Here is a 25,562-nt window from a genome sequence, read left to right on the forward strand (position 1 = left end):
GCGGGCCACCGTCGGTGGGTCTTGATACTTTCCGACACGTGACGACCGCACCGGGGAGGCCTGGAGGGCACACATCGACGCGGGACGAGGTCGAGCGAGCCCATCTCGTCGACCCGACCGACCGCACGTGGTCGATCGCGCGCGCCTCCGTGTCGCCGGCTCTCGGCGACCTCGCCCGTCGCTTCTGGATCCCGGTCTGGCACGTGCCCGAGGGACGCGACTCCGAGCAGCAGGTGCTGCAGTACCCCGTCTGCCTGATCGTCGTGTCGAACACGTACGCGCGCTTCTACGGGGTCGTGTCCGGGCTGTCGAGCACCGTCCTGTCGGGTCGCGGCTGGGCCGTCGGGCTCATGCTGCAGCCGGCCGCGGGGCACCTGCTGACCAGGGCGCCGGTGCGCGAGATGACCGACCGCTTCGTCGACCTCTCGTCGCTCGCAACGATCGACGCCGACGGGCTGACCGCCGGCATCCGCGCGGCCATGTCGCCCGATCCCTCGTCCCCCGCGGCGCAGACGGAGGCTCGTGACCTCGTCGAGGCCGCGCTCACCCACCTGCTGCCCGTCGACGACGAGGGCCTGCTCGTCAACGCGGTCGTCGAGGACGTCGAGACCTCGCCCGAGCTGCTACGCGTCGACGACCTGTGTGCGCGGTTCGACGTCAGCGAGCGCACCCTGCAGCGCCTGCTGCACAAGCGGATCGGGCTGGGTCCCAAGTGGCTGATCCGCCGCCGCCGGCTCCAGGAGGCGGCCGACCGGCTCCGCGACTCCGACGCCGACCTCGCCGGCATCGCGGCCGAGCTCGGCTACGCCGACCAGGCGCACCTCACCCGCGACTTCCGCCTCGCCACGGGCCTGACACCCGGAGAGTTCGCCGCGCGCTTCCGCTGACCGCCACTGCCCGGGTTTCAGGAGCTCCGTCCCAGCTCGCTGTCGGCGAACCGGTCGAACGCGTCCGCCCACAGACGCGACCCGCGCGTCATGGTTGAAGTATCCAATTCTTCTGAGCTGCAAGCGAATTCATCGCCTTTGTGCTGGCCATTCTATTCGAACACCTGTACGATTGGGAGGTATGAGCAGCGCGCAGCAGATCGAGCAGGACTGGGACCACGTCGCGTCCCTGGCCGCCGACCTGCACGACGCCCACGCCCGCCTCGTCGACTTCGTCGGCACCGTCCTGACCGAAGGCTCCTGGCAGGCCGCCGGTCTGCGCTCACCCGAGCACTGGCTCATGCTTCGCGCCGGCCTCTCCCGCGGCCAGGCCGCCGCCGTCCTGCTGCTGGCCCGCCGCGCCGACGAGCTGCCCGCCACCAGCACCGCCCTGCGCGAGGGCCGGATCAGCCTCGACCAGGCCGCCGTCGTCGCCCGCCACACCCCACCCGAGTTCGACACCACCGTCGCCGAGCTCGCCCAGCACGCCACCGTCACCCAGCTGCAACGCACCGTCACCCGCTACGACTTCACCCTCCAACCCCGCACTGTCGACGACCACGGCCACGTCCTGCCCGGCGAGCAGGACGCCCAGGCCGGCACGGCGCCGGAGCCGGTCGAGCCGGCCACCCTGACGATGGGCTACACCGACGGCCGGTTCCGGCTGCGCTACGACGCCCCCGCCCACCTCGGCGCCCTCGTCGAAGCCGCCCTCACCGACGCCAAGGACCACCTCTTCCACACCACCAGAGCCCGCAACGACAACGACAGCACGCGGGACGCCACCCGCGACGGTGACGTGCTCGACCCCGACCACCACGTCACCGACGGCGGCCCACCCCGCATCACCTGGGCCGAGGCCCTGACCCTGGTCGCCACCCGCTCCCTCGACACCGCCGGCACGTCAGGCGACACCCGTGGCTCGGGTGGAGCGGCCCGGCGGGCCCGCTACCGCGTCCAGGTCCACCTCGACACCGACGGCGGCTGGCTCACCGGCCGCCCCCGCCTGCCCCGCCACATCATCGACGGCCTCACCTGCGACGGCACCCTCACCCCCGTCTGGCAGACCCACGGCCACCCCGTCAACGTCGGCCGCACCCAACGCGTCGTCCCCCACCGCACCCGCACCCTCGTGCTCGACCGCGACCGCGGCTGCCGCTACCCCGGCTGCACCACCACCGGCCACCTCGAGATCCACCACCAACGCCACTGGCGCGACGGCGGCCCCACCGACACCACCAACCTGCTCGCCCTGTGCCCTTCCACCACGACGGCCACCACCGCGGCGAGTTCACCATCACCGGCGACCCCACCCAACCCCACGGACTCACCTTCACCACCAACCACGGCCTGCACATCGGCCCACCCCAACCACCACCCGCCATCCGCGCCGTCCCCGACACCGACACGTCCCCCGATGCCGCCCGAGCCGGGCCACCGGCCACAGGCCGCCCACGACCGCGGCTCGGCCGGTCCTACCCCGCCCCCACCGGCGGCACCCTCCACCTGCACCTCGTCGACCTCACCCCCACCTGACCAGCCGGGCCCCGGCACCGCTCTCAAGATTTTCTGGAGGTCGGCCGTCTACGGTGCCGGTGCGGGTAGCGAGGTGCGCACGAGGAGCAACGGGGGTGAGGGTGTGACCGGACGGCTGGTGATGGTGGGTGTCTCCCACAGGGACGTTCCGCACGAGGTGCTCGAGCGGATGGCCGTGCGTCATACGGACCTGCCCGCGTTCCTCGGGGTGCTCCGTGAGCACGGATACGACGAGGCGGTCGTGCTGTCGACGTGCAGCCGGACGGAGGTCTACGCCGTCTGCGCGCCCGGGCAGCACGGTGCGTCGCACCTGCGCGAGCTGCTCACCTCCAGGGCAGAGCTGCACGGCGCGACGAGCGATCCCGTCCTCGAGGTCAGGACCGGGGCGCACCTGATCGAGCACCTCTTCCGGGTGACCGCAGGTCTCGAGTCCCGCGTCGTCGGAGAGGCTGACGTGCAGGCGCAGGTGCGGCGGGCCTTCCGGTCGGCGCAGACCGCAGGCACCACCGGGCCGCTGCTCCAGCGGCTCTTCCCGGCGGCGTTGCGCAGCGCCGAACGCGCGCACGCACACGCTGAGCTCGGCCAGTGGAACCGTTCACTGGCCTGCCGAGCCGTCGACATCGGGCTCGAGAGGGTCGTCGGCGTGACGTCTCCCCGCACCCTCGTCGTCGGCTCCGGTCAGATGGCCGCTGCGGCCCTCGCCCGACTCACATCACTCGACCGACCGGCCCGGGTCGCCGCCCGCAACGAGGCCTATGCCGCGAGACTGGCCGGCCCGGACTCCGTCTGCTCCCTGGACTCGCTCGTCAACGAGATCAGGCAGGCGGACCTGCTCATCTGCGCCACGTCGGCGGCCGAGGCCGTGGTCACGGCCGGCCACGTGCACGCTGCGATGCTGGGCCGGGCGAACCCCCTGACCATCGTCGACCTGTCGGTCCCGCGCAACGTCGACCCCGCGGTGGCGAGGGCGAAGCGGGTCGAGGTCGTGGAGCTTGCCGCCCTGCACGACGATGCCCGCAACAACCCTGAGACGCTCGCCGCGGTGCAGCAGGCACGGACCCTGGTGACCGCCGCGTCCAACCGGTTCGTGGACGACCTTGCCGCGCGGGCAGCCGGCCCGCTCATCCGGGCGCTGCGTGAGCAGGTCGAGAGCACCTGTCGGGAGGAGCTGCTGCGGCGGAGCCCGGGCCTCGCCCCGGAGTCGGTCGGCCCGGTGGCGCACGCGCTGGCAGGCAGGCTGCTGCACGCCCCGACGCTGGCGCTCAGGGCCGCGGCCGCGTCCGGCGACACGGCCGCCGTGGACCAGATCGCGGCCGCCTTTGGCCTCCCGCCCCGACAGCCTGTGCCTGCGGGCCACGTGGACCAGCTCGAGACGCCGCTGGGCCCCGGCCCCGCGCGGGACGTCGCGGACGAGTCCGAACCCGCTGCCTGAGACAGGGCGTTCGGGCACCCGGTGCAGCCCGGTCGATGCCCGCGCCCAGCCTGAGCGGCGCGGCCGGGTGGGCCGACCGCGACACTCAGCTGGCGAGCACGTGCGCCCTGCCGTGGGTCTGCCGGCGCACGGCGGCCGCAGTTTCGGCCGCGACCGCCGTCGCCAGCCCCGCAGCCGTGTCGTCGGCAGGTTCCGGGACGATCCGGCTCACGATGCCCCGCGCGGCCAGGTCGAGCACGCCGACCTGCTGGAGCTCGGCCATCTCTGCGGCGTGCGCGACGTCTCCGTGCACGATGACGCTCGCCCCCTCCGGCGGCAACGGAGACAGCCACGCGTGCTCCGCGGCGATCACCTCTCGGGCCGGCAGCAGCGCGAGCGCCCCACCGCCGCAACCCTGCCCGAGCACCACTGACACGGTGGGCACGGTCATCGTCGTCAGTGTCGCGATGCACCGGGCGATCTCGCCGGCGATGGCGCCCTCCTCGGCGTGCTGTGACAGCTCGGCGCCCGGGGTGTCGATGACCGTGACGAGCGGCAGCCCCAGCTCCTCGGCGAGGCGCATCGCCCGGCGGGCCTCGCGCAGCGCTCCCGGACCCATCGGCGTCGACGGCGACTGGCGCGACCGGTCCTGACCGACGAGCACGCAGGGCTGACCGTCGAGCCGGGTCAGGGCGACGAGCATCGTCGCGTCGCGCTCACCCTCGTCGGTGCCGTTGAGCCGGAGGGTGCTGCTGGCCCCGTGCCGAAGCAGCTCGCGCACGCCCGGCCGGTCGGGGCTGCGGGTCAGCTCGATCGACTCCCACGCCGTCAGGTGCCGGCTCGGCTCGCCCTCCCGCAGCTCGAGGCGCGGCAGCGTCGGGCCGTCGACGAGTACGCCGAGGGCCCGGTCGACGAGCATCGGCAGGTCCTCCGCGGGGACCACCGCGTCGAGAACACCCTTGGCCGTGAGGTTCTCGGCCGTCTGCACGTCGCGCGGGAACGCCTCGCCGTTGAGCGCCTCGTAGACCTTCGGCCCGAGGAACCCGACGAGGGCACCGGGCTCGGCGACGGTCACGTGCCCGAGTGACCCCCATGACGCGTACACCCCGCCGGTGGTCGGGTGGCGCAGGTGCACGAGGTACGGCAGGCGCGCGGCCCGGTGCGCCATGAGTGCCCGGGAGATCTCGACCATCTCGACGAAGGCCGGCGTCCCCTCCTGCATCCGGGTGCCGCCCGATGCCGTCGAGGCGAGCACCGGCAGGCCCTCCGCGGTCGCCCGGCGCACGGCGGCGGTGATGCGGTGCGCGGCGGCACGCCCGATCGACCCGGCCAGGAAGCGGAACTCGTTGACGACCACGGCAACCGGCCGGCCGCGCACGAGCCCGCGGCCCGTCAGCACCGACTCGTCGGTGCCGGCCCGGGCGGCCGCGGCCTCGAGCTGGAGCCGGTACGGCTCGGGCTGGCCACTGATGTCGATCGGCTCGTCCCACGACTCGAACGAGCCGGCGTCGAGCACGAGGTCGAGCAGCTCGTGCGCGGTCCAGGGGCGTTGGGCCATCACTCCTCCTTCAGCCAGGCGCGGATGTCCGCACCGTCCTCGTCGAGCGTGGGCGGTGCGGCGTGGTCGCGCCGCGTCACCTCGGTGCCGTCACCGTCGAAGAAGCGCAACGGCGGCCCGGGCAGCGTGAGGGCACCGAGCGTCGGGTGCTCCACCTCGACGAGCAGCCCCTGGCTCGCTGTCTGGTCCCACGCGTACACCTCGTCGAGCGTGCGCACCTTGCCGGCGGGCACCCCGACCTCGGACAGCCGCGCGAGCAGCGGCTCGGCGTCCCAGTCCGCGAAGACGCCCTCGAGCACCTCGATGACGCGCGCCCGGTTCGCCACGCGCTCTGGGTTGGTCGCGAGCCCGTCGGCTGCCGGGTCGAGGCCGAAGGCGGCGCACAGCCGGTGCCACAGGCTCTCGCTGCCCACCGCGATCTGGACCGAGCCGTCACGGCAGTGGAAGAGGCCGTACGGCACGATCGACGGGTGGTGGTTGCCGGCCGACCGGCCGACCTCCCCTGCGACGGTCCACCGGGTGCCCTGGAAGGCGTGGACGCCGACGACGGACGCCAGCAGCGACGTGCGCACGACGGTGCCGCGCCCGGTGCGGTGGCGTTCGTTGAGGGCTGCCGCGACACCGTAGGCGCCGTACATCCCGGAGAGCAGGTCGGCGATCGGCACGCCGACCCGCTGCGGGTCGTCGGGCCCGGAGCCGGTGAGCGACATGAGCCCGGCCTCGCCCTGGGCGATCTGGTCGTAGCCGGCGCGCCCGCCCTCGGGGCCGTCGTGGCCGAAGCCCGTGATCGACAGGACGACGAGGCGTGGGTTGCGCGCCATCAGCGACTCGATGCCGAGCCCGAGCCGCTCGAGGACGCCGGTGCGGAAGTTCTCGACGAGCACGTCGGCCCGGTCGACGAGCGCGAGGAGCACGTCGCGGTCGGCGTCGTCCTTGAGGTCGAGGGTGATCGACTCCTTGTTGCGGTTCGCCGACAGGAAGTACGTCGACTCGCGCCGCCCCTCCTCGCCGACGAACGGCGGACCCCAGCCGCGGGTGTCGTCGCCGCGTCCGGGGGCCTCGACCTTGATGACCCGGGCCCCCTGGTCGGCGAGCATCATGGTCGCGTGCGGTCCGGCGAGGGCCCGCGAGAGGTCGACGACGAGCACGTCGGAGAGGGGGCCCGAGCCACGGGTTGCTGCAGTCATGCGTTCACCATCCGGGGAGGATCAGGGCGGCCCACACGAGCAGCGGGCCCGCGAGGACCACGATGACGCTGTAGGTCAGGATCTGCTTGTAGTACACCGGCTCGCTGATGGTGTCGGGCCGGTTCGCGAGCATCAGGGCACCGTTCGTCGAGAACGGGCTCACGTCGACGATGGTCGAGGCGATCGCGAGCGCCGCGACGAACGTCGCCGCACCGATGCCACCGTTCGCGATGAGCGGCACGGCGATCGGGATGATCACCGGCAGCAGGGCCGTCGACGACGCGAAGGCCGACACGACACCGCCGACGTAGCAGAGCACGAGCGCGCCGATGACGACGGCGCCGAGGCCTGCCGCCCAGTTGCCGACGAACTCGGGCGCCTTCGCCTCGGTCAGCACGGCGGCATACGTGCTCACACCGGCGACGAGCAGGACGGTGGGCCACGCGATCTGCTTGATGGCGTCCTTGTGCTGGTTGGGGGCGAGCATGGCCAGGATGACGGCGGCCGTGATCGACACGAAGCCGATGTTCTTGTCGAAGGCGAGGGCCACGACCGCGACGGCGGCGAAGGCCACGAGGGTGAGCACCTGGTCGCGCTTGACGCCGAGCGTCTCGCTCGTGCGCGTCCGGGTGAGCGTCGCGGTCGCGACGCCGCCGGCGCCGGGGTGCGGCGCGCCAGCAGTGCCACCTGTGCCGCCCGCGCCACCGGTGCCGGCGCCGCCCTCGATGTCGCCGAACTCGTCGGCGCGCTGGCTCATGAGGCGACGGCCGCCGAGGACGAAGAAGAGGATGACGGCCATCGCGAGGTTGACGCCGAGGCTGGCGAGGAACACGGTCATCTCGCTCGACGGGAGGTTGTTCTCCTTCATCACCGAGTTGGTGATGGTGCCATAGATGCTGATCGGCGAGAAGCCGCCACCCTGCGCGCCGTGCACGACGAACATGCCCATGAGCAGCGGGTGGATCTTGTAGCGGGCTGCGAAGCCGAGGGCGATCGGCCCGATGATGGCGCAGGCTGCCGGGCTCGCGGCGCCGATCGCCGTGAGCAGCGCGGTCACGAAGAACATGACCCACGGGATGAGGGCGACGCGTCCGCGCACGGCCTTGACGGCGGATCTGACGATGAGGTCGACGGTCCCGTTGTTCTTGGCGATCGCGAAGAGGTAGGTGACCCCGATGAGCGTCAGGACGAGGTCGCCGCTGATCCCGCCGAGGATCTCCTTCTCACTGAGCTGGAGCGAGTAGACGCCCACGAGCCAGGCGGCCACGTAGGCCAGGGCTCCCATGTTGATCGGCAGCAGCGTGCCGATCACGAAGAGTGCGACGAGCGCGATGATCGAGACCCATTCCGGTCCCATGGTGTCCTCCGTCGGTCGCGGCCAGCACGCCTGGTGTCCACGCCCTTGTGACGAGGCTCATGGCTGGCTCAGTGGCCTAGCCAATAGGTCAGTGGGCCGACTGTCAATACGGTGTTCCCATGTCGACCTCGGGCATGTCCCGCCTCACGCGCACCCGGCTCTACGAGCAGGTGGCCGAGCAGATCACCACGTGGATCGACGAGAACGGTCTCACGGCTGGCGACCGGCTGCCGCCCGAGCGCGAGCTGGCCCAGCGCCTCGGGGTCAGCCGCGCGACCCTGAGCCAGGCCCTCGTCGCGCTCGAGGTGATCGGCGTCGTCACCGTGCGCCACGGCGACGGCACCGTGCTCGCCGAGTCGTCGGGGCAGCGCCGCATCGTCGAGGCGATCCGCGCCCACGCGCACCGGCTGCCCGAGATCATCGAGACCCGCGACGCGCTGGAGACGAAGATCGCCGCGCTCGCCGCGACCCGTCACACCCCCGACGACCTCGCCCGCATCGACGAGGCGCTCGACGACATGCAGCGTGACGTCGAGGCGGGCGGACGCGGCGTCGAGGGCGACGAGCGCTTCCACGGAGCCGTCACCGCCGCAGCCCACTCGCTCCTGCTCGCCCGGCTGATGGACGAGATCCGCGACCTCGTCCGCGAGACCCGCATCGAGTCGCTGAGCCAGCCCGGACGCCCCGTCGACTCGCTCGCCCACCACCGCGCGATCGCCGAGGCCATCCGGTCGGGCAACCCCGATGCGGCCGCGGCCGCCATGCACGCCCACGTCGTCATGGTCAGCGACGTCGCCGTGCTGAGAGACGGGTCGTGACGCCCCCCGAGATGCTGGCCGTCCTCGGCGCAGGTCTCGGCGCCGGCATCCTCACCTCGACGGTGGGGGTGGCCTCGCTCCTCAGCTTCCCGGTGCTGCTCGCCGTCGGCCTGCCCCCGGTCGTCGCCAACACCTCCAACACGGTCGGCCTCGTGCCCGCCGGCGTCAGCGGCACCTTCGGCTACCGCGAGGAGCTGCGCGAGCACCCTCGCATCACCGTGACCGTCGTCGTCACGTGCGCCCTCGGCGCGATCGGAGGCGCCGGCCTGCTCCTCGCGCTCCCCCCGAGCGTCTTCGAGGCCGTCGTGCCGTGGCTGATCCTCTTCACCTGCCTGCTCGTCGGCGTGCAGCCGCGGATCGCGCGCTGGCTCAGGTCCCGCGGCGGCGAGGACGTCGGGCCGCGCACCCGCATGGGTCCGGTGACGACCTTCTTCGCGCTGCTGACCGGCGTCTACGGCGGCTACTTCGGCGCCGGCTCGGGCGTCATGATGGTCGCCGTGCTCGGCCTGGGCCTCGACATCGACCTGCGGGTCGTCAACGCCCTCAAGACCCTCGCGATCTTCGCCGGCAACGTCGTCGCGGGCCTCATCTTCGTCGTCGTCGCCGACCTCGACTGGCGCGCCATCGCGTTGCTGGCGTCGGGCTCGCTCGTCGGCGGCTACGTCGGGGCGCGCGTCGGCCGGCGCCTGCCACCGACGCTCTTCCGCGTGCTCGTCGTCATCGCGGGCGTCGTGGCCGCGGTCCTGCTCCTGCGCTGAGGCCCGCTGCCCTGCCGGGCGAGGGCGTATGCCGTCGGGCGGGCTCAGCCGCCCGTGGCGTCCCGGTGGCGTCGGGTGAGCTCGACGTAGACGTCGGCGTTGGCGCGAATGCGGGCGAGCCCGTCGTCGTCGATCTCGCGGCGGACCGTGCCGGGCACCCCCGCCACGAGCGACCGGGGCGGGATGACCGCGCCCTCGGGCACGACGGCCCCCGCAGCGACGAGGCTGCCGGCACCGACGTGGGCGCCGTTGAGCACGACCGAGCCCATGCCGATGAGGCAGTCGTCCTCGATCGTGCAGCCGTGCAGGACGGCGCGGTGGCCCACCGAGACGCCGGACCCGATCGTCGTCGGGTGGCCGGCGTCGGTGTGCACGACCACGCCGTCCTGCAGGTTGCTGCGCTCGCCGAGCGCGATGGGGTCGAAGTCGGCGCGGAGCACGGCGGTGTACCAGACGCTCGAACCGGCGAGCAGGCGTACGGCTCCGACGAGGTCGGCGCTCGGCGCCACCCAGGCGGTCGGGTCGACCTCCGGGGCGGCGCCGTCGAGGGTGACGATCACGTCAGTGCGCCGAGACCGGGACGGGTGGCGCGGACGGCCCGGACACGTGCAGCTCGGCCGTCGACATCCTGCGGCGGATCCACGGCACGAGCGCGAGCAGGAGGCCTGCGACGACGAGGGTGATGACGCCGTTGACGACGTAGAACGTCGCGTCGCCCAGACCACCCATGGCCCGGATGAGCTGGGCGGCGATCGCCTGGCCGGCCGATCTGGCGAGGAACCAGAGCGCCATCGCCTGGCTCGCGAAGGCCCGCGGCGCGAGGCGCGTCGTGGCGGAGAGGCCGACGGGCGAGAGGCACAGCTCGGCGACCGTCTGCATGACGAAGACGCCACCGAGGACGTAGACGGGCGCGGTGTTGCCCTGGTAGCTCGCGAAAGCCCAGGCCATGGCGAGCGCCGACAGGCCGATGATCGTCACGCCGAGCGTGAACTTCATCGGCGTCGACGGGAAGCGCCCGGCGCGCCGGGTCCAGATGAGGCCGAAGACCGGCGCGAGCAGCACGATGGCGAGCGGGTTGATCGACTGGAACCACTCGGGGTCGACCGTGACGCCGGCCGTCTCCTTGACCGTGTTGTGGGCCGCGAAGATCGCCATCTTGCCGGCGGCCTGCTCGAAGATCATGAAGAAGAGCATCGCGCCGACCCACAACGGGAGGTAGGCGGCGAGGTGCGACTTCTCCACGCGCTCGACCTTGGGGCTGCGGAACATCATCGTGAAGTACGCGATGGGCGTGGCGACCGCGACGATGGAGATGGCGTCGATGACCTGGTCGAGCACGGTGTCGCGCCACAGGCCGGCGAGCGCCACGATCGCGACGAACGCGACGAGGACGCCCACGGCGAGCGCGCCGACGCGGCTGCGCTCCTCGGGGGCGAGCGGGTTGGGCACGTCGTCGACGACCTCCCCGAGCGCACGCCGCCCGACGACGAACCAGACGATGGCGATGGCCATGCCGACGGCGGCCGCCGAGAAGCCGGCGTGGTAGCCGTAGTGCTCGCGCAGCCAGCCGACGACGATCGGCGAGAAGAACGAGCCGATGTTGATCGACATGTAGAAGATCGAGAAGCCGCCGTCACGGCGGCCGTCGTCGGCGCGGTAGAGCGTGCCGACCATGGCCGAGACGTTGGGCTTGAGCAGGCCGGTGCCGAGGGCGACGAGCGCGATGCCGAGCCAGGCCGTCGCGGCGGTCGGCAGTGCGAGGCACACGTGGCCGGCCATGATGACGACCGCGCCGTAGAGGGTCGAGCGGCGGGCGCCGAAGACGCGGTCGGCGGTGAAGCCGCCGATGACGGAGAGCAGGTAGACCGAGGCGCCGTAGATCGAGACGACCGCGGCCCCGGTGGTCTGGTCGATGCCCAGGCCACCGTTGGCCGCGGTGTCGACGAGGAAGTAGAGCAGGATGGCGCGCATCCCGTAGTAGGAGAAGCGCTCCCACAGCTCGACGAAGAAGAGGGTCGACAGGCCCCGCGGGTGGCCGAAGAAAGGTCGGTCGCCGGGACTCGCGTCCCGATCCGGGGTCGGCGGACGGTCTGAGGTCTGTGTGGACATGCTTCGCTCCCAGCCCCTCGTGAGGGCAGTTCGACGGTTGGACAACCCGGCCAAACTAGGTGTCGACGTGCGTCGGACTCAAACCGTCGTGGTGCGTGCCACCCCTCGGCGCAGGGCCAGCGCGTCCTTGACGAGACCGGTCGCCAGCGCCGCACCGACGCCCTCCCCCGCACGGATGCGCAGGTCGAGCAGCGGCTCGAGGCCGAGCTCGTGGAGCACTGCGGCGTGGGCCTTCTCACGTGACCGTTGGCCCGCGACGAGGTGGGCGGCGACAGCCGGCTCGGCCCGTACTGCGGCAAGCGCGCACACCGAGGTGGCGAGCCCGTCGAGCACGACGACGCCACCGCCCTCGGCCACCCCGAGCACCACGCCCGTGAGCACGGCGAGCTCACCGCCACCGAGCCGGCGCACCGCCTCGTGCGGGTCGACCCGCACGTCGGCGGGGGCGCCCGCGCCGACCCGAGCCAGGGCGCGGCCGACGACGTCGCGCTTGCGCTCGATCATGGCGGCGTCGGCCGACGAGCCGCGTCCGACGACGTCGTCGGCAGGAAGTCCGAGCAGAGCGGCGGCCACTGCTGCCGCGACGGTCGTGTTGCCGACACCGACCTCACCGAGCGCCACCGGCCCGCGCCCCGCCAGCGCACGACCGCGCTCGCGACCCTGACCCAGCAGGACGGCATACGTCGGCTCGTCGAGCGCATCGGTGGTGACGAGATCGCCTCTGCTGCAGCCGATCCCGGCATCGACCAGCTCGACGTCGAGGCCGGCTGCGGTCGCCGCGACGGCACCCATCGACGTGCCCTCGCGGGTGGCCCGGGCGACGTCGGCGGTGACCGAGGGGTCGAACGCGGTGACGCCGTATGCGGTGACGGCATGGTCGGCGACCGCGACCACGAGCGTGCCCGGACCGTCGACTGCAGGCAGTGCCGTGACGCGGTCGAGGACCGCGTCGAGCACCCCGAGCGAGCCGGGGACGGTGAGGAGGTCGTCGGATCGGTCGCGGGCGCCGACGACATCGGCCTGGTCGGGTGCACGCAGGTGCGAGGTGGGGGCGTCGCGCTCGGTCCAGCGCTCGCGCATGACGACCTGCTCGAGCGGCAGCCGCCTGCTCCAGCCGGCTCGCTCGAGGCCGGGCTCGGGCGGTCGCTCGTCGGGCCAACCGAGGCACAGCCAGCCGAGCGTCTCGACACCGTCGGGCAGGCCGAGCAGCTCCTTGAGCTCGGCCGGCTCGAAGAGGGTCACCCAGCCGAGGCCCAGACCGTGGGCCCGGGCGGTGAGCCACATGTTCTCGATGGCCGCGGCGCACGACCAGAGGTCGGCGTCGGGGAAGGTCGCGCGGCCGAGCACCCCTGCCGCCGGCGTACGCCGGTCGCACGCGACGACGACGCCGACGGGGGCCTCGCGGATGCCTTCGAGGCGCAGGTCGAGCAGCCCGCGCGCCGACTCCTCGGCCATGCCGGCGGCCTGGCGCAGGCGGCTCCGGTCGGCCATGAGGGCCGCGGTGTCGCGCGTCGCCGCCTCGGTGACGACGATGAAGCGCCACGGCTGGCTGTGCCCGACGGACGGCCCGCGGTGGCCGGCGGTGAGCACCGCGTCGAGCACGTCGTCGGGCACCGGGTCGGGCCGGTAGCGCCTGATGTCGCGGCGCGCGCCGACCACCCGGTCGAGCGCGTCGAGGTCGTCGGGCATCGCCCAGGCGTCGGGGGCCTGGGCGCGCTCGGCCGCCGTCGTCGCGTCGCCGATGGTCGGGACGGGCCTGCGGTAGCTCACCCGGCGACTCTAGTTCGAGGCGGTCTCGATCCACCCGCGGGTCGCGCCGAGCACCCGGCTCCCGTCGGTGTCAGCGAGCGACATGCCGACGAACGCCGTCGCCCCCGCAGAGGTCTGCCAGCGGAACCGGTAGTCGGTGGACAGGGCGGCGTCGGCGATGGCGGCCGCGGCGTCTCGGGAGCTCTGCGCGTTGGCGAACGCCCCGGCCGTGCGGCTGAGATAGGCGGCGAGCTGGGCGGCGTACGGGTCGTCGGGCACCTCGTCCGCGCGGGCGACGTTGGCGACGAAGTCGCTCGCGACGGCGGCGGGCTCGATGACCGAGACGTGCACGCCGTGCGCGAGCATGACGACGGCGAGCGACTGCATGAACCCCTCGACCGCGAACTTCGCCCCGCAGTAGGCGTCGGCGAAGGGCTGGCCGACCGCCCCGCCCACGCTCGTCACGGTGAGCACGCGACCTGCGCCGGCATCGCGCATGTGCGGCAGGACGAGCTTCGTCAGGGCGACCGGGCCGAGGTAGTTGACCTCGAGCTGGTCGCGGATCTCGTCGAGCGAGAGCTGCTCGGCGGTCGCGACGGCGCCGCGACCGGCGTTGTTGACGAGCACGTCGAGGCGGCCGTGGTCGGCGAGCACTCCCTCGACGCACGAACGCGCCGCGTCGTGGTCCGTGACGTCGAGCGCGCGCACGTCGAGCTCGACCCCCGCCTCGGCCGAGGCGTCGGTCAGGGCCGTGGCCCGGGAGGTGTCGCGCATCGTCGCGACGACGGTGAGGCCGCGCCGGGCCAGCTCGACGGCCGTGTGCAGGCCCATGCCGGAGGAGGTGCCGGTGACCAGGGCGACGCCGGCCGGCGCGTTCCGCTGCTCGCTCATGCCGCGACGCTACGCCCGGGCGGGTCAGGCGTCGACGTCGTCGAGGCCCTCGATGACGATCTCGAGCAGGCGGGCGAGCTCGTGCCGCTCGGGCGTCGAGAGGCCCCGGAGCGTGTCGCTCTCGACGACGTTCGACTCACGCACCGCCTCGCTGAACAGCGCCCAGCCGTCGGTCGTGAGTGACACCAGGGTGCGGGTGCGGTTGGACTCGTCGGGGCGGCGCTGGACCAGGCCCCGGCCCGACATCTTGTCGAGCCGGTGGGTCATCGACGACGGGGCGACGTTGGACAGGTCGGCGAGCTGGCTCGGGGTGAGGCACGTGTCGCCGGCCCGGGCGAGCGCCGCGAGCACCGCCCACTCGCCCTGGGTGAGGTCGAGGTCGGCGAACTGGCGGACGTACCACTGGTCGAGCTTCTTGGTGACGGCGTACACGGCCGTGATGACGCGCTGCACCGACTCCTCGCCACCGGCCGCGACGTAGGTGGCGACATCGGCCGCGTGCTCCTGCTGGGCGGACCGCCGTCGCTTCGCTGCCATGGAACCGCATTGTTCCACCCTCGCCGCACTGTTAATGTTCGACATCGAACTTCGAATACGAAATATTCGAGGTCGAAACCGCGTTGTCCAGCGCGTCCCGACCCCCAGACTTCAGAAGGGTGTGAATTCCCGTGCGCACCAGGCTCCTCGTCCTCGCCTCGTCCATCGGCATGCTCGGCTGGGGCACGGTCCTGCCGTACCAGTACGCGTACGCGGCCAACACCCGTGGCTGGGGCGCACTCGCCGCCGCGCTGGCGAGCACCCTCTTCTCCGTCGGCGCCCTCGTCGCCGCACCCTTCGCGGGCCGGCTCAGCGACCGCTTCGACCCGGTCGCCGTCGCCGTCGTCGCCAAGCTCGTCGCGGCCGCCGGCGTCGGCAGCCTCGTGTGGGCCGACGCTCCCGCGACGTTCCTGCTCGGCATGTTCGTCTTCGGCTTCGGACTCACGGCGTCCGGGCCCGCCGCCTCGGTGCTCGTGCTGCGCTGGGCGGGCAGCGAGGACCGGCGCAAGGTCTTCGCCTACAAGTTCACGGCCGAGGCGATCGGCATGGCCGTCGGCGCGTTCGTCGCCGGCCAGTTCGTCGACCTCGCCCGCCCGGACGGCATGACCACGGCGTTCGTGGCTGCCGGCGCGGGCTTCGGCCTGTCGGCCGCGATCATCCACCTCGCCGGCATCGGCGCTCCCGCGGAGGTCACTCCCGACCTCGCGGCGGGAGAGGCCGAGCAGCGGCTCAGCACCGTCGAGGCCCTGCGCCGCATCTTCGCCGTGCCCGCCCTGCGCTGGACCGCGGTCGTCGCCGTCGCGCTGGCCCTCGGCTTCTACGCACAGTTCGAGTCGGGCCTGCCCGCGTACGCGTTGACCGTCCTCGACGTCGACGAGTCGGCCATCGGGCTGGCGGCGGCCGTCAACTGCGTCGTCATCGTCGCGCTCCAGGTCGTCGTCGTGCGGCTCACGGCCCGCCGCAGCGCGGCGAGCCTGCTCATGGTCGTCGGCGGCGTGTGGGTGCTGTCGTGGGTCGTCCTGTCCGTCGCCCAGCTGACGCCCGACGTGGCCGCGGCACTCTTCGTCACGACCTTCGGCATCTTCGCCGTGGGCGAGACGATGTACGCCCCTGTGCTCAACCCGCTCACCGCGAGCCTGGCCCCCAAGGGCCTCGTCGGCACGACGCTCGGCACGTTCACCGCGATCCAGACGACCTTCTCGGCCCTCGGCCCGCTCGTGGCCGGCGCCCTGCTCGGCCTGGGCCTGGCGAACGGGTTCCTCGGGCTGCACCTCGTGATCAGCGTCGTCGCGGTCTACGGCGCCTGGCGGCTGCGTGGGGCGCTGCGCGCCGGCACGACCGAGCCCGAGACCATGGCCGGGGCAGTTGCCGAACCGGTGACCGAACCGCTGACCACCGCCCCGACCGCGCTCGCGGCCTGACGCCGCGCGCGCAGGCGGCGCAGCACAGGGCGTCGCGGTCGGGCAGCGACGCACCCGCGGCCCGCAGCCGGTGATCACTCACCGCGCGTTGAAGGCCTCGATCCGCTCGATGGCCTCGCCGACGGCCGTGCTTCCGGCCGCGAAGCTGAGCCGCACCGAGCGTCCGCCGGCGCGGTCGTCGAAGTCGCCGCCGGGCGTGATGGCGACGCCGACCTCCTCCAGGAGGGCGCGGGCGTATGCCGCCGAGCTCCCCCACCGCTCGAGGCGCGGCCCCAGGTCGGCCCAGTAGTAGAACGCGCCGTCGGGCGGTGCGGAGGCGCCCCAGCCGAGCCGGGCGGCGTTGTCCAGCAACAGCTTCCGGGTGCGGGCGAACTCCTCGACCGCTTCGTCGCACTCGCGGTAGGACTCCTCCGCGAAGGCCGACACGGCGGCATACTGCGCCGGCGCCGGCGGGCAGAGGGCGACGTTGCCGGCGAGCGCGTCGACCGGGCGCGCGAGGTCCTCGGGCAGCAGCAGCCAGCCGAGGCGCCAGCCCGTCATGCCCCAGTACTTGCTGAACGAGGAGACGACGACCGAGCTGTCGTCGGTCTCCCACGCGCAGACGCCCCGTGGGTCGTCCGCTCCAGGCTCGGGGTAGGTGACGCCGTGGTAGATCTCGTCGCTGACGAGTCGGACGCCGTTGGCGGCGCACCAGCCGGTGAGGGCCGAGAGCTCGGCACGGTCGACCATGGTGCCGGTGGGGTTGGCCGGTGAGGCGACGATGAGGCCGGCGAGCGCGCCCTGCGCCTGGGCGGCGTCGAGCAGCTGGGGCGTCGGCTGGTAGCGCGTGTCGGGGCCGCAGTCGATGTCGACGACCTGGCACCCGAGCGAGGTGAGGATGTTGCGGTAGGCGGGGTAGCCGGGCCGGGCGAGCGCCACCCGGTCGCCGGCCTCGAAGGCGGCGAGGAACGCGAGCACGAAGCCGCCCGACGACCCGGTCGTGATCGCCACCCGGGCCGGGTCGACGTCGATGCCGTACCACCGCCCGTAGTGGGCGGTGACCTCGGCGCGCAGCTCGTGGATGCCCAGCGCCGACGTGTAGGTCAGTGCGCGGCCCGACGCGTGGATGCGAGAGGCGGCCTCGGAGACGAGCGTCGGCGCGCCACCGGACGGCTCGCCGGCGCACAGCGAGACCACGTCGCGACCGGCGGCGCGGAGCACGGCGACGCGGTCGAGCACGTCCATCACCTCGAACGGCGGCACCTGCGAGCGCCGGGACGGACCGAGGGGACGAGGCGGGTGGCTCACCCGGCCAGTCTGCCCGACACCCCAGACGCGGCGGCACCGGCAACGCGCTGTTCACCTGCGGTGGCTAGCCTCGGTGCATGACGACCGCGTACCACGCCGACTCCTCCGCCCTCGTCGACAAGGAGGTGCTGACGTGGGAAGGGTTCGGTGTCGCGATCCGCGAGCTCGCGACGCTCGTCGCCGACTCGAGCTTCCGTCCCGAGGTCCTCGTGGCCGTGGCCCGCGGCGGGCTCATCCCCGGTGGGGGCCTCTCGTACGCCCTCGGCATCAAGCTCACCGATGCGATCAACGTCGAGTTCTACACCGACGTCGAGGAGACGCTGCCCGACCCCGTGCTGCTCGCGCCGCACCTCGACACCGACAGCCTCAAGGGACGGCGGATCCTCGTGGTCGACGACGTCGCCGACTCGGGCCGCACCCTCGCGCTCGTGCTCGAGCTCATCCAGGAGCACGGCGCTGAGGCACGCAGCGCCGTCATCTACGGCAAGTCGCGCTCGGTCGTGACGCCCGACTACGTGTGGCGCCAGACCGACAAGTGGATCGTCTTCCCGTGGTCGGCCGAGCCGCCGGTGTCGGGATCCCAGGTCGGGACCGCCGCACAGTGACCGCCGCACAGTGACCCCCGCCCGACCGAGGCTGTGAGCTCGCTGGGAGCGCAGGCCGCCTTCCGCACGTAGTGTGCGAGACATGGATCTCGGACTGCACCTCGCCAGCTTCACGTGGAGCGGCGGCTCCGCGACGTTCGTCGACGACCTCGTGCGCACGGCGCGCACCGCCGAGGACGTCGGCTTCACCAAGCTCTCGGTGATGGACCACGTCTGGCAGATCAGGGGCGTCGGGCCCAAGGAGCAGGAGATGCTCGAGGCCTACACGGCCCTGGGCTTCCTCGCCGCGGTCACCGAGCGGGTCGACCTGCTCGCCTGGGTGACGGCTGCCGTCTACCGCCAGCCCGGCCTTCTCGCGAAGGAGGTCACGACGCTCGACGTGCTGTCGCGGGGAAGGGCCTGGCTCGGCATCGGCGCAGCCTGGAACGAGGAGGAGTGCGTCGGTCTCGGCCTGCCGTTCCCGCCCACGGCCGAGCGCTTCGAGCGGCTCGAGGAGACCCTGCAGATCTGTCTCCAGATGTGGAGCGACAGCGACGAGCCCTACGAGGGCAGGCACTACCGCCTCGGCAGCACCCTCAACTCGCCGCAGTCGGTGCAGCGTCCGCACCCGCCGATCCTCATCGGCGGCGGTGGCGAGAAGAAGACGCTGCGGATGGTGGCCCAGTACGCCCAGGCGTGCAACCTCTTCGACTCCCCCGAGCTCTCCCACAAGCTCGGCGTCCTGCGTGGCCACTGCGAGGCGCTCGGCCGCGACTACGACGAGATCGAGAAGACGGTCATGAGCCGCATCGACCTCGGTCCCGGCGGCTCGAACGTCGACGCGACGCTCGAGCACCTGGGTGACCTCGCCGCACTCGGCGTGACGCACGTGCACACGATGGGCGGCGACGGGTCCCGCACCGACTGGCTCGAGATCTTCGGCGACCGGATCATCCCCGAGGCGAAGAACCTCTGAGCCGGGCCTCGGCGCTCAGCTGAGGATGTCGGTCCGCCGGAACCGGCGGTAGGCGAGCATCGTGAAGGCGACGGCCCACACGAGCGACCAGAGCACGCCGTGAGCCATGTCGTTCCAGTCGGGCGAGACCGCGAGGGCGTCCTGCCACTCGCGCGAGTAGTGACCGGGGAAGGCGTTGCGGTAGGGGTCGAGGGCGTCGAGCTGGTCGAGGATGTTGAGCAGGATGCTGACGAGCACGGCGCCGCCCACCGCGGCGAGCGGGGCGTCGGACCTGGTGCCGAGCCAGAAGGCGATCGCGCCGATCGGCAGCAGGGTCACGAAGATGTAGCCCATCGCCAGCGCGAGGCGCGGCAGGAACTGGGCCCACTCGAGGTTCTCGCCGATGGGGTTGGTCAGCGGGTCCCAGCCGTAGGCGATCCCGCCGACGAACAGCCCCCAGGCGGGCAGCACGATGGTGGCGGCGAGCGTCGACGCGACCCCGATCACGAGCTTGCTCGTCAGCAGCCGGGCCCGCTGGACGGGCGCGATGAGCAGGTAGCGCAGCGACGACCACGAGGCCTCCGACGGCACGGCGTCGCCGCAGAAGAGCGCGGCCAGCAGCACGAGCAGCAGTTCCGAGGCGAGGAAGACGAGCACGAGGCTGAAGTTCGCGGCCCCGCTCTGGGCCAGGTCGAAGATGCGGGTCGTCGTGCCGCCGCGGTTGTTGTTGCTGCGCTGGCCGAAGGCGAACGACGCGACGAGCACGAGCGGCAGCGCCAGCAGCAGCCCGAAGGCCCAGGTCGTACGCCGCCGCCCCCACTGGCGGCGCAGCTCGGACCGCCACGAGAGCGGGTCGCGCACGAAGCTGGTCTCGGCGCTCGGCCCCGCACCGGGCTCGATCGCGTCGAGCAGCGCCTCGCCCGGAGTGTGGCCGGACGTGTGGCCGGATCTCTCGGTCATCGTGCCCTCACCTGCCTCAGCCGCTCGATGAGCGAGGCTCCCTCGTCGCCGGGTTCGCCCGTCGTGCCTGCTCCCGCCGGGCCGGAGGCCGACGAGATGACCCCGAGGAAGACCTCCTCGAGGTGGCGCCGGCTGCTCACGCCGACCACGGGCAGGCCTGCCGCGACCGCTGCGGCCACCACCTCCGCGCGCCCGTGCTCGGCGACGACGACGAGACGGGTGGGCGTGTCGACCCGCACCTCGCTGATGCCGTCGGACCTCTCCAGGGCGTGCACCCCGGCGCTGACGACGTCGTGCCCGGCATGCTCGGGCAGGTCGAGGATCGTGGTGTCGTCGCTGTCGACGAGGTCGGCGACCGGGCCCTGGGTCACCACGCGCCCGGCGTGCATGACGATGACGTGGGTGCAGGTCATCTCGACCTCGGCGAGCAGGTGGCTCGAGACGACGACGGTGCGGCCGGTCTCGGCGTAGCGGCGCAGGATGGGTCGCATGGCCGCGATCTGGGGCGGGTCGAGCCCGTTGGTCGGCTCGTCGAGGATGAGCAGCTCGGGCAGGCCGAGCATCGCCTGCGCGATGCCGAGGCGCTGCTTCATGCCGTGGCTGTAGGACTTCACCGGGCGGTCGACGGCGCCACCGAGCGCGGCGACCTCGAGGGCCTCGTCGAAGTGGGCGTCGGCCCGGGCGCGTCCGGTGGCCGACCAGTAGGCCTCGAGGTTCTGGCGGCCCGTCAGGTGTGGCAGGAAGCCGGGACCCTCGATGAGCGCCCCCACCCTGCCGAGAACGGTCGAGCCCGCGGTGACCGGCTCGCCGAGCACGTGCACGCTGCCGGCGTCCGACGAGATGAGGCCCATGACCATGCGCATCGTCGTCGTCTTGCCGGCTCCGTTGGGGCCGAGCAGGCCGACGACCTGGCCCTTCTCGGCGCGCCACGACACGTCGTCGACCGCGCGGTGCCCGTCGGAGTAGGTCTTGACGAGACCCTCGACGACGAGCGGCACGTCGGCGAGGTCGGGACGCGAGGGCAGCAGCCGGCGCCGGCGCCGGCGCAGCAGCCAGCCGACGAGGGACGCCAGCAGCAGGAGGGCGAGCAGGACGCTCGCGACGAGGGTCTCGGTGTCGACCCCGACCGCCGCTGCACCGCCGACCTCGGCGCCCGCAGCGACGGGCAGCGTGAGTGCCGATGGGTCGCTGATGAGCAGGCGCCCGGGCGTGCGCGAGTTGGAGAAGGTGGACTCGGTGCTCGTGAGCAGCACGCGCCAGCGGGTGCCGGCCGGCATGACGTAGGTCGCCGGCGGCAGCGAGATCGTCACGGGTGTGGGCCTGCCCGGCGTCACCGCAAGGCGGATCGGCGCCACGAGCGGGTTGGTCAGGGTGACGGACCCACCGGTCACCCGCCACACCGAGGCGAAGAGGGTCACGTCGGCGCTGTCGGACGTCACGGTGAAGCGCATCGTCGGCGACCCGACGACCGTCGCAGCCTCGGCGATCGGCCGGGAGTCGAGTGCTGCGGACTGCCCTGGCAGCGCCGCGATCTGGTAGGTCGAGACGGTGATCCCGAGCGCGGCGAGGCCGGGCACGGCGATGAGCGAGGCCGGCTGGCCGCCGGGTGGGTGCAGCAGCGCCCCGGACGTCGTCGACAGCGGCAGCTCGCGGGTCTCGACGGTCGAGCCCGACAGCCCCGGGTATGCCGGCAGCGTGTGCAGCGTGGTCGGTGCGCCCACGCGCCCGCCTCGCGTGCCGTACGTGAATGCCGCTGTGGGCAGGGCGGACTCGCGGTCCGCCTTGTCGCGCACGTAGTGGTCGAGCCACGCGTAGGAGGCCTCGACCTCCTCGGCCTCGTGCGAGCTGGGAGCGTCATGGCCCCCGTCGCTCCACCGGACGGCATACGGGGTGCCCGTGGCCGCGAGCGCCGACGCCGTTGCGTCGGCCTGGTCGAGGCCGAAGAGGGAGTCGCCGATGCCCTGGACGAGGAAGGTGGGCGCGGTGACCGCGTTCATCGTCGCCTTCGGGCTGTGGGCCCGCAGCAGCGCCGTGAGCTGCGGCGGAGGCGTGCCGGTCTCGGACGTCTGGACGAAGAGCCGGCAGATCGTCGGGTCGAAGCGGCCGCAGCCGGTGGCTGGTGCGGCAGGCCCCGTCCCCGTGGCTGCCGGCCCGCTGCCACGCAGCGCCGACAGGAAGAAGTTGGTGGCCCAGACCTGCTTGAACGGGCCGGGCAGGTCGACGGGGCGGCGGCCGGCGGCCGTCGTGGCGGGCGCCGTGACGGCCGACTGGGGGAAGAACGCGTCGGCGAGGTCGTTCCACGTGATCGCCGAGACGACGCCGTCGACGCGACGGTCGGTGCCGGCGAGCATGAGGCCGAGGGCCCCGCCGTAGGAGGCGCCCATGACGCCGGCGCGCGGGTCGCCCGGTGCGTCGAGCTCGACGTCGGCGCGCTTCGCCGCGAGGTCGAGCAGCGTCTTCGCGTCGGCCACCTCGTAGGCAGGGTCGTCGAGGTGGATGCGTCCACCCGAGCGGCCGTGCCCGCGGGCGCTCCACGTGACGACGACGTAGCCGCGCGCGTTGAGCTCGTCGGCCTGCGCCGCCACCGACTCCTTGGTGCCGCCGAAGCCGTGGGCGAGCAGCACCACCGGGTGCCGTCCGGCGTCCCGCGGCCAGATCGAGACGTCGAGGCTGACGGTGGTGCCGTCGGGCTCGGCACCGACGGGCACGCTCGAGACCTCGGGCGTCACCGCGTCGGCGGCGCGGGCGGCTGGTGCGAGGGGGGCCGCCTGGGCGGGCGCCACCGCGAGGCCCGACGCGAGGCTGGTCGCGAGGCCGAGGGCTACGAGGAGGCGTGCCCGGGGCGACATGCCCACATCACATCACGCGTACTTGTCGATGCGGCCAGGTCGTCGAAGGTTGGTCAGCCGTCCTGGGCCCGGCGCTCGAGGGTATAGGCGGCGGCGAGGCACACGACGAGCACGAGCAGGGGTGGGACGAATCGCATGAAGCCCCCCAGCTGCAGCCAGTCGTACGGCGCGGTGGTGAAGCCGAAGTAGGACAGGTCGAGCAGGTAGCGCACGATCGGCAGGGCGCCGAAGACCAGTCCGACCAGTCCGACCAGGTTGACGACGAAGCGCGAGCCGGCACCGGATTCCATGCCCCCAACCTAAGGGTGTTAGAAACGACGCATGGCCACCACCTTGCTCGGAGACACCATCGTCCACACCGTCGGCGACCTGCCGGAGAAGGGCACGACCGCCCCGAAGTTCACGCTCACCAGCGCGAAGCTGACCGACGACGTGACCCTCCCCTCCGACGCGCGCGTGGTGCTCAACATCTTCCCGAGCATCGACACCCGTACCTGCGCGACGAGCGTGCGCCGGTTCAACGAGCTCGCGGCGGGCCTCGAGAACACGACGGTGATCTGCGTGTCGGCCGACCTGCCCTTCGCCCTCAACCGGTTCTGCGGCGCCGAAGGCATCGAGAACGTCGTCACCGCGTCGTCGTTCCGGTCGAGCTTCGGCTACGACTACGGGGTGCGCATGGAGAACGGTGGCTTCGCCGGACTGCTGGCCCGCTCGGTCGTCGTGATCGACACCGACGGCACCGTGCTCCACTCGGAGCTCGTGCCCTCCATCGGCCAGGAGCCCGACTACGACGCCGCCATCGCCGCGCTCGGCTGAGCCACCTCAGGCATGGCCCGCGAGCAGGTTGCCCTCTCAGCCCTGACCGCGAAGGAGCTCGCCTCACTCGACGCACTGCTGCGCAAGGTCGTGCTGCACCTCGTGGAGGGCTGACGGCATACGCCCCCGGTGAGCCCGAGGGCTCAGGCGGTGTCGTCGTCGACCCAGTCGAGGGTGCGCTCGACCGCCTTCTTCCACTGGCGGAAGAGGCGCTCACGCTCGCCCTGCTCGAGCTGCGGCGACCAGCGGCGGTCCTCACCCCAGTTGTCGCGGATCTCGTCGGTGCTCTGCCAGTAGCCGACGGCGAGCCCGGCGGCATACGCGGCGCCGAGCGCGGTCGTCTCGGCGACGACGGGACGCACGACGTCGACGCCCAGCAGGTCGGCCTGGAACTGCATCAGCGTCTCGTTGACGACCATGCCGCCGTCCACCTTGAGCTCGGTGAGGGGCACGCCCGAGTCGGCGTTCATCGCCTCGAGCACTTCGCGGGTCTGGAACGCTGTGGCCTCCAAGGCTGCCCGCGCGATGTGACCCCTGTTGACGAAACGGGTGAGGCCGACCAGCGCGCCGCGCGCGTCGGGGCGCCAGTGCGGGGCGAAGAGGCCCGAGAAGGCAGGGACGAAGTACGCGCCGCCGTTGTCGTCGACGGTCGCCGCAAGCTGCTCGACCTCCTTGGCATCCTTGATGATGCCGAGGTTGTCGCGCAGCCACTGCACCAGCGAACCCGTGACGGCGATCGAGCCCTCGAGGGCATAGACGGGCTTCGCGTCACCGAGCTGGTAGCAGACGGTGGTGAGCAGGCCGTTCTTGGAGGCGACGATCTCCTCGCCGGTGTTGAGCAGCATGAAGTTTCCGGTGCCGTAGGTGTTCTTGGCCGTGCCGACGTCGAGACAGGCCTGCCCGAACGTTGCCGCCTGCTGGTCGCCGAGGATGCCGGCGACCGGGACGTCGATGAGGATGCCCGGCTTGCACGTGCCGTAGACCTCGGACGACGTGCGGATCTCGGGCAGCATCGCCAGCGGGATGCCGATCTCGGCCGCGACGGACTCGTCCCACGCCAGGGTGCGCAGGTCCATCAGGAGGGTTCGCGATGCGTTGGTGACGTCGGTGACGTGCACGCCCCCGTCGGTCGACCCACCGGTGAGGTTCCAGAGCAGCCACGTGTCGATGGTGCCGACGAGCAGCTCACCCGACTCGGCGCGGTCGCGGGCGCCGTCGACGTGGTCGAGGATCCAGCGCGCCTTGGGGCCGGCGAAGTACGTCGCGAGCGGCAGGCCGGTGATGTCCTTGAAGCGCTCGATGCCGCCGTCCCTCGCCAGCTCGTCGCAGATCGACTGGGTGCGGGTGTCCTGCCAGACGATCGCGTTGTGCACCGGCTCGCCCGTGGCCTTGTCCCAGACCACCGTCGTCTCGCGCTGGTTGGTGATGCCGACCGCGGCCACGTGGGTGGCGTTGAGGTTGGCCTTGCCGAGGGCGCCCCCCACGACGGCACGGGTGTTCTGCCAGATCTCCATGGGGTCGTGCTCGACCCAGCCCGCGCGCGGCAGGATCTGCCGATGCTCCTGCTGGTCGACGGCGACGACGCGGCCGCTCCGGTCGAACACCATGGCCCGCGTGCTCGTGGTCCCCTGGTCGATCGCCACGACATGGCTGCGCTGCTCCGTCGACATGTCGGCACCGTACCGTCGAGCGCCTACGACGTCACCCTTTGCGCGGATCACTCTGTCCTGCAAGCGAATTGCGCGTGGACACCTCTTGCGCTCGCTCCGAACACCTGTTCTGCATATCTGCTTAGGTGAAGTCCGGTATGCCGGTTTCTGGCTTCAGCAGGTCCTTGAGCGGGTGCGGGTCGG

The 25,562-nt window shown here is 72.5% G+C and carries 21 protein-coding genes; 8 read left to right on the top strand and 13 right to left on the bottom strand.

The annotated features are described in order from the left end of the window. The first annotated feature begins 38 nt into the window (after positions 1-38). Positions 39-887, top strand: a complete 849-nt coding sequence (locus ACFQ2V_RS20405; protein ID WP_386054780.1) for a helix-turn-helix domain-containing protein — start codon at positions 39-41, stop codon at positions 885-887. A 181-nt stretch (positions 888-1,068) separates the two neighbouring features. Continuing rightward, entirely contained in the window at positions 1,069-3,894 is a 2,826-nt protein-coding gene (gene hemA / locus ACFQ2V_RS20410; RefSeq protein ID WP_386054781.1) for a glutamyl-tRNA reductase, read from the top strand. Positions 3,895-3,979: 85 nt separating this feature from the next. Here hemA and ACFQ2V_RS20415 read toward each other — a convergent pair whose 3' ends face one another. From ACFQ2V_RS20415 to ACFQ2V_RS20425, 3 genes are read right to left on the bottom strand one after another with little or no spacing between them, the layout of a single operon-like run. Then, the gene (locus ACFQ2V_RS20415; RefSeq protein WP_386054782.1) at positions 3,980-5,431 is read right to left on the bottom strand and encodes a carboxyl transferase domain-containing protein; all 1,452 of its coding nucleotides are present in this window, start codon (positions 5,429-5,431) and stop codon (positions 3,980-3,982) included. Next, positions 5,431-6,618, bottom strand: a complete 1,188-nt coding sequence (locus ACFQ2V_RS20420; protein WP_386054783.1) for a CaiB/BaiF CoA transferase family protein — start codon at positions 6,616-6,618, stop codon at positions 5,431-5,433. Before ACFQ2V_RS20420 ends, ACFQ2V_RS20415 begins: the two co-directional genes overlap by 1 nt. Positions 6,619-6,622: 4 nt before the next feature. Then, a complete protein-coding gene (locus ACFQ2V_RS20425; RefSeq protein ID WP_386054784.1) occupies positions 6,623-7,975 on the bottom strand; it encodes an SLC13 family permease in 1,353 nt (450 codons plus the stop codon). A 119-nt stretch (positions 7,976-8,094) separates the two neighbouring features. Between ACFQ2V_RS20425 and ACFQ2V_RS20430 the strand changes: the two genes are divergently transcribed. Both ACFQ2V_RS20430 and ACFQ2V_RS20435 read left to right on the top strand, forming a co-directional pair. Continuing rightward, positions 8,095-8,793 carry a FadR/GntR family transcriptional regulator gene (locus tag ACFQ2V_RS20430; protein ID WP_386054785.1) on the top strand — a complete coding sequence of 233 codons (699 nt, stop codon included), beginning with the start codon at positions 8,095-8,097 and terminating at the stop codon, positions 8,791-8,793. After that, positions 8,790-9,551, top strand: a complete 762-nt coding sequence (locus ACFQ2V_RS20435; protein ID WP_386054786.1) for a sulfite exporter TauE/SafE family protein — start codon at positions 8,790-8,792, stop codon at positions 9,549-9,551. The genes ACFQ2V_RS20430 and ACFQ2V_RS20435 overlap by 4 nt, the downstream gene beginning before the upstream one ends. A 44-nt stretch (positions 9,552-9,595) precedes the next feature. On the opposite strand, the gene ACFQ2V_RS20440 is transcribed toward ACFQ2V_RS20435, so the two are convergent. From ACFQ2V_RS20440 to ACFQ2V_RS20460, 5 genes are all read right to left on the bottom strand, one after another. Beyond that, the gene (locus ACFQ2V_RS20440) at positions 9,596-10,111 is read right to left on the bottom strand and encodes a gamma carbonic anhydrase family protein (RefSeq protein WP_386054787.1); all 516 of its coding nucleotides are present in this window, start codon (positions 10,109-10,111) and stop codon (positions 9,596-9,598) included. Between the two features lies 1 nt (position 10,112). Next, positions 10,113-11,660, bottom strand: a complete 1,548-nt coding sequence (locus ACFQ2V_RS20445) for a peptide MFS transporter (protein WP_386054788.1) — start codon at positions 11,658-11,660, stop codon at positions 10,113-10,115. A 78-nt stretch (positions 11,661-11,738) separates the two neighbouring features. Continuing rightward, a complete protein-coding gene (gene bluB, locus ACFQ2V_RS20450) occupies positions 11,739-13,430 on the bottom strand; it encodes a 5,6-dimethylbenzimidazole synthase (protein ID WP_386054789.1) in 1,692 nt (563 codons plus the stop codon). Positions 13,431-13,439: 9 nt separating this feature from the next. Continuing rightward, the gene (locus tag ACFQ2V_RS20455) at positions 13,440-14,300 is read right to left on the bottom strand and encodes an SDR family NAD(P)-dependent oxidoreductase (protein WP_386054790.1); all 861 of its coding nucleotides are present in this window, start codon (positions 14,298-14,300) and stop codon (positions 13,440-13,442) included. A gap of 24 nt (positions 14,301-14,324) precedes the next feature. Next, the gene (locus ACFQ2V_RS20460; RefSeq protein WP_386054791.1) at positions 14,325-14,837 is read right to left on the bottom strand and encodes a MarR family winged helix-turn-helix transcriptional regulator; all 513 of its coding nucleotides are present in this window, start codon (positions 14,835-14,837) and stop codon (positions 14,325-14,327) included. A gap of 131 nt (positions 14,838-14,968) precedes the next feature. Here ACFQ2V_RS20460 and ACFQ2V_RS20465 point away from each other — a divergent pair, with 131 nt between their 5' ends. Then, positions 14,969-16,258, top strand: a complete 1,290-nt coding sequence (locus tag ACFQ2V_RS20465) for an MFS transporter (protein ID WP_386054792.1) — start codon at positions 14,969-14,971, stop codon at positions 16,256-16,258. Positions 16,259-16,336: 78 nt separating this feature from the next. Here the strand turns inward: ACFQ2V_RS20465 and ACFQ2V_RS20470 are convergent, their stop codons facing one another. Then, the gene (locus ACFQ2V_RS20470) at positions 16,337-17,482 is read right to left on the bottom strand and encodes an aminotransferase class I/II-fold pyridoxal phosphate-dependent enzyme (RefSeq protein WP_386054800.1); all 1,146 of its coding nucleotides are present in this window, start codon (positions 17,480-17,482) and stop codon (positions 16,337-16,339) included. A 140-nt stretch (positions 17,483-17,622) separates the two neighbouring features. Here ACFQ2V_RS20470 and ACFQ2V_RS20475 point away from each other — a divergent pair, with 140 nt between their 5' ends. Both ACFQ2V_RS20475 and ACFQ2V_RS20480 read left to right on the top strand, forming a co-directional pair. Beyond that, positions 17,623-18,150, top strand: a complete 528-nt coding sequence (locus tag ACFQ2V_RS20475; RefSeq protein WP_386054793.1) for a phosphoribosyltransferase — start codon at positions 17,623-17,625, stop codon at positions 18,148-18,150. Between the two features lie 82 nt (positions 18,151-18,232). Next, a complete protein-coding gene (locus ACFQ2V_RS20480; RefSeq protein ID WP_386054794.1) occupies positions 18,233-19,105 on the top strand; it encodes an LLM class F420-dependent oxidoreductase in 873 nt (290 codons plus the stop codon). A 15-nt stretch (positions 19,106-19,120) separates the two neighbouring features. Here the strand turns inward: ACFQ2V_RS20480 and ACFQ2V_RS20485 are convergent, their stop codons facing one another. The 3 genes from ACFQ2V_RS20485 to ACFQ2V_RS20495 are packed head-to-tail and all read right to left on the bottom strand — an operon-like array spanning position 19,121 to position 23,183. Further along, complete coding sequence (locus ACFQ2V_RS20485) at positions 19,121-20,044, bottom strand: ABC transporter permease subunit (protein ID WP_386054795.1); 924 nt, start codon at positions 20,042-20,044, stop codon at positions 19,121-19,123. Continuing rightward, on the bottom strand, positions 20,041-22,893 hold the full coding sequence (locus ACFQ2V_RS20490) for an alpha/beta fold hydrolase (protein WP_386054796.1): 2,853 nt from the start codon (positions 22,891-22,893) through the stop codon (positions 20,041-20,043). Before ACFQ2V_RS20490 ends, ACFQ2V_RS20485 begins: the two co-directional genes overlap by 4 nt. A gap of 53 nt (positions 22,894-22,946) precedes the next feature. Then, positions 22,947-23,183, bottom strand: a complete 237-nt coding sequence (locus ACFQ2V_RS20495) for a hypothetical protein (RefSeq protein ID WP_386054797.1) — start codon at positions 23,181-23,183, stop codon at positions 22,947-22,949. A 31-nt stretch (positions 23,184-23,214) separates the two neighbouring features. Between ACFQ2V_RS20495 and tpx the strand changes: the two genes are divergently transcribed. Further along, positions 23,215-23,709 carry a thiol peroxidase gene (tpx, locus tag ACFQ2V_RS20500; RefSeq protein ID WP_386054798.1) on the top strand — a complete coding sequence of 165 codons (495 nt, stop codon included), beginning with the start codon at positions 23,215-23,217 and terminating at the stop codon, positions 23,707-23,709. A gap of 143 nt (positions 23,710-23,852) precedes the next feature. Here the strand turns inward: tpx and glpK are convergent, their stop codons facing one another. Continuing rightward, entirely contained in the window at positions 23,853-25,379 is a 1,527-nt protein-coding gene (gene glpK / locus ACFQ2V_RS20505) for a glycerol kinase GlpK (protein WP_386054799.1), read from the bottom strand. Between the last annotated feature and the right edge of the window lie 183 nt (positions 25,380-25,562).

Origin of the sequence: Terrabacter terrigena (assembly GCF_042676085.1) — a bacterium.
Lineage (GTDB): Bacteria > Actinomycetota > Actinomycetes > Actinomycetales > Dermatophilaceae > Terrabacter > Terrabacter terrigena.